The organism is Enterobacter sp. CM29 (assembly GCF_013179605.1).
In the GTDB taxonomy this organism is placed as follows: Bacteria; Pseudomonadota; Gammaproteobacteria; order Enterobacterales; family Enterobacteriaceae; genus Enterobacter; species Enterobacter intestinihominis.
The window spans coordinates 1-6,627 of sequence record NZ_JABMCU010000224.1 but is presented as its reverse complement, the minus strand read 5'-3'; the positions used below and the strand labels follow the sequence as shown (position 1 = coordinate 6,627).

Genomic DNA, 6,627 nt, shown 5'->3' with positions numbered 1-6,627 from the left:
ATTCTGGTTCCGCAGCAAGGTGTGACCCGTACGCCACGCGGCGATGCGAGCGCGCTGGTTGTGGGTGCCGATAACAAAGTCGAAACACGCAATATCACTGCAACGCAGGCGATTGGCGACAAGTGGCTGGTAACGGAAGGTCTGAAAGATGGCGATCGCGTGATTATTACTGGTTTGCAAAAAGTTCGTCCTGGCGCGCAGGTCAAAGCTCAGGAAGTGAAATCTGACGACAAACAACAAGCATCGGCCGCTGGCCAGTCAGAACAAACCAAGTCTTAACTTAAACAGGAGCCGTTAAGACATGCCTAATTTCTTTATCGATCGCCCCATATTTGCGTGGGTGATCGCCATTATCATCATGCTGGCCGGGGGACTTGCGATCCTGAAGCTGCCTGTTGCGCAATATCCAACGATTGCGCCGCCGGCAGTGACGATCTCCGCAACCTACCCGGGCGCTGATGCCAAAACGGTGCAGGACACCGTTACGCAGGTTATCGAACAGAACATGAACGGTATCGATAACCTGATGTACATGTCCTCAAACAGTGACTCAACCGGTACAGTTCAGATTACCCTGACCTTTGAATCCGGTACGGATGCGGACATTGCGCAGGTTCAGGTGCAGAACAAACTGCAGCTGGCGATGCCCCTGCTGCCGCAGGAAGTGCAACAACAGGGTGTGAGCGTCGAGAAATCGTCCAGTAGCTTCCTGATGGTTGTCGGCGTGATTAACACCGATGGCACCATGACGCAGGAAGATATTTCCGACTACGTGGGCGCCAACATGAAGGACGCCATCAGCCGTACGTCTGGTGTGGGTGATGTTCAGCTGTTCGGTTCACAGTACGCGATGCGTATCTGGATGGATCCGAATAAGCTGAACAACTTCCAGCTGACCCCGGTTGACGTGATCAGCGCAATTAAAGCGCAAAACGCCCAGGTTGCAGCCGGTCAGTTAGGCGGCACGCCGCCGGTGAAAGGCCAGCAGCTTAACGCGTCTATCATCGCGCAAACGCGTCTGACCTCGGCGGATGAGTTCAGTAAAATTCTGCTGAAGGTGAATCAGGACGGTTCGCAGGTTCGCCTGCGTGACGTGGCGAAAGTGGAGCTGGGTGGCGAGAACTACGACGTTATTGCGAAGTTCAACGGTAAACCGGCTTCCGGTTTAGGTATCAAACTGGCGACTGGGGCGAACGCCCTGGACACCGCGACGGCTATCCGTGCAGAACTGAAGAAGATGGAACCTTTCTTCCCGTCAGGTCTGAAAATTGTTTACCCGTATGACACCACGCCGTTCGTTAAAATTTCGATTCACGAAGTGGTAAAAACCCTGGTTGAGGCGATCATCCTCGTCTTCCTGGTAATGTACCTGTTCCTGCAAAACTTCCGCGCAACGCTGATCCCAACCATCGCCGTGCCGGTTGTACTGCTCGGCACCTTCGCGGTTCTGGCGATATTTGGCTATTCGATAAACACCCTGACGATGTTCGGGATGGTGCTCGCCATCGGCCTGCTGGTGGATGACGCCATCGTAGTGGTCGAAAACGTTGAGCGTGTGATGGCGGAAGAAGGCCTGCCGCCGAAGGAAGCAACCCGTAAATCAATGGGCCAGATCCAGGGCGCGCTGGTCGGTATCGCGATGGTTCTGTCTGCGGTATTTATCCCGATGGCCTTCTTCGGGGGTTCAACCGGTGCGATTTACCGTCAGTTCTCTATTACCATCGTTTCCGCGATGGCGCTGTCGGTGCTGGTAGCCCTGATCCTGACGCCAGCCCTGTGTGCGACCATGCTGAAGCCGATTAAGAAAGGTGGCCACGGCGAGCACAAAGGGTTCTTCGGCTGGTTTAACCGCATGTTTGATAAGAGTACGCATCACTACACCGACAGCGTGGGGAACATCCTGCGCAGCACCGGTCGTTATCTGCTGCTCTATATCATCATCGTGGTGGGCATGGCTTTCCTGTTTGTTCGTCTGCCAAGCTCGTTCCTGCCAGATGAAGACCAGGGCGTGTTCCTGAGCATGGCTCAGCTTCCGGCGGGTGCGACGCAAGAACGTACGCAAAAAGTGCTGGATGAGATGACCGACTACTTCCTGACCAAAGAGAAAGACAACGTCGAATCCGTGTTTGCGGTTAACGGCTTTGGCTTCGCGGGTCGTGGTCAGAACACCGGTATTGCCTTCGTTTCTCTGAAAGACTGGTCCGAACGCCCGGGTGATGAGAACAAAGTTGAAGCCATTACCAACCGGGCCATGGGTACCTTCTCACAGATTAAAGATGCGATGGTCTTCGCCTTTAACCTGCCAGCGATTGTTGAACTGGGTACGGCGACCGGCTTCGACTTCCAGCTGATTGACCAGGGCGGTCTGGGCCACGAAAAACTGACTCAGGCGCGTAACCAGCTATTTGGCGAGGTGGCTAAACACCCTGACCTGCTGGTGGGCGTGCGTCCTAACGGTCTGGAAGATACGCCGCAGTACAAGATCGATATCGACCAGGAAAAAGCACAGGCGCTGGGTGTGTCCATCAGTGACATCAATACCACGCTGGGTGCAGCCTGGGGTGGCAGCTACGTCAACGACTTCATCGACCGTGGTCGCGTGAAGAAAGTGTACGTCATGTCCGAAGCGCAATACCGTATGCTGCCGAACGATATCAACAACTGGTACGTTCGCGGCAGCGATGGCCAGATGGTGCCGTTCTCCGCCTTCTCAACTTCGCGCTGGGAATACGGTTCGCCGCGTCTGGAGCGTTATAACGGCTTGCCATCGATGGAGATCCTCGGTCAGGCGGCGCCGGGCCGAAGCACCGGTGAAGCCATGAACCTGATGGAAGAGTTGGCCAGCAAACTGCCTGCGGGTATTGGCTACGACTGGACCGGTATGTCCTATCAGGAACGTCTGTCCGGTAACCAGGCCCCTGCCCTGTACGCCATTTCACTGATTGTGGTGTTCCTGTGTCTGGCGGCATTGTATGAGAGCTGGTCGATTCCGTTCTCCGTTATGCTCGTGGTTCCGCTGGGGGTTATCGGTGCGCTGCTTGCCGCAACCTTCCGAGGGCTGACTAACGACGTTTACTTCCAGGTGGGCCTGCTGACAACCATTGGCTTGTCGGCGAAGAACGCGATACTTATCGTCGAATTCGCCAAAGATCTGATGGAGAAAGAAGGTAAAGGCCTGATTGAAGCAACGCTTGAAGCCGTTCGTATGCGTCTGCGTCCAATCCTGATGACGTCCCTGGCGTTTATCCTCGGCGTTATGCCGCTGGTTATCAGCTCAGGCGCAGGCTCCGGCGCACAGAACGCGGTAGGTACCGGTGTAATGGGTGGTATGGTCACTGCGACCGTTCTCGCCATCTTCTTTGTACCGGTGTTCTTCGTGGTGGTACGTCGCCGCTTTAGCCGCAAAAATGAAGATGTGGAGCACAATCATTCGGTAGAACATCACTGATACCGGTTTCACATGATAAAAAGGCCGCATTTGCGGCCTTTTTCATTTTCAGAAAAATTCATAAAATAGTCTTATTGTCGTTTTATTTATTTTCACCCGTCCTGATAAGACTTATCATAATAATCCGATAAGCTAATCGTAGAATTCAGCATTCTTTTAATATCAATTCATCGTCTAAAATATTCGGACAAATCCTAAATCATCGTAAATGCCGAAGACATCTGAATCCGGACTTCAAATGAAACATTGCGCTAACTCAATGAATCTTAAGGAACGGATTAAAAAAAGGGTTTCTCTCGATAAAAGTGTTCGCGTCTGAGGTCACATTTGCGTAAGCGCTCGCAAGGAAACGTTTTAATTGTAATTTTTCGTAATAGCGCGGTGAAATCCTGATCAGAGTGGCTTATAGTTAGAGTTATCAGGAACACAGCTCCCGTGTGGCTAAGCAAGTTGTATCCATCCCGACATGATGTTCGGTGAGTAAAAAATCACTCAGAAGGGGATGCGCTATGGACGAGTACTCGCCAAAAAGGCATGATATCGCGCAGTTGAAATTTCTCTGCGAATCCTTGTACCATGACTGCCTTGCCAATCTTGAAGAAAGTAACCATGGCTGGGTGAACGATCCAACGTCTGCTATCAATTTACAGCTTAATGAGCTGATCGAGCATATCGCAACCTTCGCACTTAATTATAAAATTAAGTACAATGAAGATAATAAGTTGATAGAGCAAATTGATGAATACCTGGACGACACCTTTATGTTGTTCAGCAGCTACGGCATTAACGCACAGGATTTGCAGAAATGGCGTAAATCAGGAAACCGTCTATTTCGCTGCTTCACGAATGTCAGCAGAGCTAATCCGGTTAGTCTTTCCTGTTAAAATTATTACAAATACTAAGGTGAATTTTATGTCTGATAAACCATTAACTAAAGTCGATTATTTGATGCGCCTGCGACGCTGTCAGTCAATTGACACGCTCGAACGTGTTATTGAGAAAAATAAATACGAGCTGTCTGATAATGAACTGGCGGTATTTTATTCAGCTGCCGACCATCGTCTTGCTGAACTGACCATGAATAAACTCTATGACAAGATCCCCTCTTCGGTATGGAAATTTGTTCGTTAGTCGTTGAAGAGAGACTTTAAGGCACTACGCCCGTTGTTAAGCTGAATTTACCTTTCGTATTACGCTTCAAGTGCAAACGCCAGGTCCCCGTATAAACCGTATTTATACGCAAGAATGTTGTGACTCCCGTCACAGCCACTTTTAGGGAACGTTCCCTTTCTGGATAATCCTCTTTACGCTACGTAAAACGATTCCAGAGAGGTTCCCATGAGTGAAGAAAAACAGAAGATGATTGCCGGTGAATATTATCGCCCCGGCGATGACACGCTGAGGGCTGACCGTTTACGCGCTCGTCATATTGTTCACCGCTATAACCATACCGCACCCGATGAGAAGGCCGAACGTCGCGCCTTATTAGCTGACCTGCTGGGTCAAAGCGAAGGCACTTATATTGAGCCGAGCTTCCGCTGCGACTACGGCTATAACATCTATCTGGGCAACAATTTTTACGCCAACTTCGACTGCGTCATGCTGGACGTCTGCCCTATCCGCATTGGCGATAACTGTATGCTCGCACCGGGGGTGCACATTTATACGGCCACGCATCCTCTGGACGCGACCGAACGTAACAGCGGGCTGGAGTACGGTAAATCGGTCACCATAGGCCATAACGTCTGGATCGGCGGACGCGCGGTGATTAATCCGGGCGTGACCATTGGCGATAATGCGGTTATCGCTTCCGGCGCGGTAGTGACCAAAGACGTGCCGGCCAATGCGGTAGTGGGCGGGAATCCGGCGAAAATCATTAAAATGATCTAAGCGCATCCTGAGTAACTGTTATGCTTTTTCCTGGCATAACTGTTACTTTCATCGCATAAACCCCTCTCATAAAATAGGCAGATCACCTGTATTTTTAACAATCATAAAGGCAAAAAATGACAGAGATACAGCGCCTGCTTACCGCCACCATCGACGAGCTCAATACCCGCGAAAAGCGCGACAATCGTCCGCGCTTTAGCATCAGCTTTATTCGCAAACATCCCGGATTGTTCGTCGCCATGTACGCCGCCTGGCTGGCAACGCTTATCGTCATGCTGAAGTCTGAAACGCTGGTCGATTCCGTCTGGCTGCTGGTTGTGCTGTTCGTGGTGTTTAACGCGTTTTTCTTTTTCGACGTCAATCCGCGTTACCGGTATGAAGATATCGACGTACTCGATTTCCGCGTCTGCTACAACGGGGAGTGGTACAACACGCGTTACGTGCCGAAGGAGCTGATCGACAGCATCCTGCACTCGCCGGCTGTCGAAGCCGGGCAAAAAGAGAAGTTGCAGAAAATGGTCATCACCAAGGGTCAGCTCTCTTTTTATGATGTCTTTACCCTTTCCCGCCCCGCTGCTGTGTAATGAGCGCCTGAAGACGTCGAATACCCGGCGCAAACTGCGAAGCAGAGGTATTGCCGTAACCTAAAACCAGACCGGTTTGCCCCTGCGTCGTCTCAAGGTAGTACCCGCTCAGTGCAGCGGGTGCCAGCTGAAACGCTCTTGCCTGCTCCACCAGCCGCTGGTCGTCGATACCGTCAATCGCCAGCGCCAGGTGCATCCCTCCTTCTCCGGCAAGAACACGGTGCGGCGTATGAAGCTCTGCGCTTAGCACCTCCCGCAGCTGGCGGTATCGCTTACGATAAAGTCGGCGCATGGCGGCAAGATGTCGCGCATAGTGGCCTTCCTCAATAAATAGCGCCAGGGTGCGCTGTTCAGCGCGATGCCCGCCGCGCAGCAGCGAGCCGATGGCCGGACGCGCTGCCTTCGCCAGCGCTGGCGGTAATACCATGAACCCCATTCTGAGCGACGGAAACAGCGTTTTGCTGAACGTCCCCAGATACACAACGGGCGCATTGTTGACCATTCCCAGCATCGCCGGTACGGGCTCACCGGCATAACGGAATTCGCTGTCGTAATCGTCCTCAATGATCCACGCGCTGTGCTGCCGGGCCAGTTCCAGCAGCGCCAGACGCCGCCGCGCGTTGAGCACGCTTCCGTAAGGGAACTGGTGCGATGGCGAGGTAAAAATCAGCGTGGGTGAAGGCGCACACAGCCCTTCCCAGCACA

General features: G+C 52.2%; 7 protein-coding genes. 6 read left to right on the top strand and 1 reads right to left on the bottom strand.

The annotated features are described in order from the left end of the window. The 6 genes from HP459_RS20210 to HP459_RS20185 all read left to right on the top strand — a co-directional run. A partial coding sequence (locus HP459_RS20210; protein ID WP_171936719.1) for an HlyD family secretion protein occupies window positions 1-279 on the top strand: 279 nt, incomplete at its 5' end. Window positions 280-301: 22 nt separating this feature from the next. Further along, a complete protein-coding gene (acrB, locus tag HP459_RS20205; protein WP_023299464.1) occupies window positions 302-3,448 on the top strand; it encodes a multidrug efflux RND transporter permease subunit AcrB in 3,147 nt (1,048 codons plus the stop codon). Window positions 3,449-3,957: 509 nt separating this feature from the next. After that, entirely contained in the window at window positions 3,958-4,332 is a 375-nt protein-coding gene (tomB, locus tag HP459_RS20200) for an Hha toxicity modulator TomB (protein WP_006809850.1), read from the top strand. 28 nt (window positions 4,333-4,360) lie between these two features. Next, the gene (locus tag HP459_RS20195; RefSeq protein ID WP_015571250.1) at window positions 4,361-4,579 is read left to right on the top strand and encodes an HHA domain-containing protein; all 219 of its coding nucleotides are present in this window, start codon (window positions 4,361-4,363) and stop codon (window positions 4,577-4,579) included. Between the two features lie 207 nt (window positions 4,580-4,786). Continuing rightward, window positions 4,787-5,338 (top strand): maltose O-acetyltransferase, encoded by a 552-nt coding sequence (maa, locus tag HP459_RS20190; protein WP_045622291.1) that lies wholly within the window; start codon window positions 4,787-4,789, stop codon window positions 5,336-5,338. A gap of 116 nt (window positions 5,339-5,454) precedes the next feature. After that, complete coding sequence (locus tag HP459_RS20185; RefSeq protein ID WP_022647269.1) at window positions 5,455-5,922, top strand: YlaC family protein; 468 nt, start codon at window positions 5,455-5,457, stop codon at window positions 5,920-5,922. Here HP459_RS20185 and HP459_RS20180 read toward each other — a convergent pair. Next, window positions 5,894-6,627 (bottom strand): PLP-dependent aminotransferase family protein (locus HP459_RS20180; RefSeq protein WP_171936718.1); only part of this gene is annotated, 734 nt, incomplete at its 5' end. The two genes, HP459_RS20185 and HP459_RS20180, sit on opposite strands and share 29 nt — an antisense overlap.

Coding starts and splice junctions, on each gene's coding strand:
- acrB (WP_023299464.1), top strand. CDS start 302: ATGCCTAATTTCTTTATCGATCGCCCCATATTTGCGTGGGTGATCGCC.
- tomB (WP_006809850.1), top strand. CDS start 3,958: ATGGACGAGTACTCGCCAAAAAGGCATGATATCGCGCAGTTGAAATTT.
- HP459_RS20195 (WP_015571250.1), top strand. CDS start 4,361: ATGTCTGATAAACCATTAACTAAAGTCGATTATTTGATGCGCCTGCGA.
- maa (WP_045622291.1), top strand. CDS start 4,787: ATGAGTGAAGAAAAACAGAAGATGATTGCCGGTGAATATTATCGCCCC.
- HP459_RS20185 (WP_022647269.1), top strand. CDS start 5,455: ATGACAGAGATACAGCGCCTGCTTACCGCCACCATCGACGAGCTCAAT.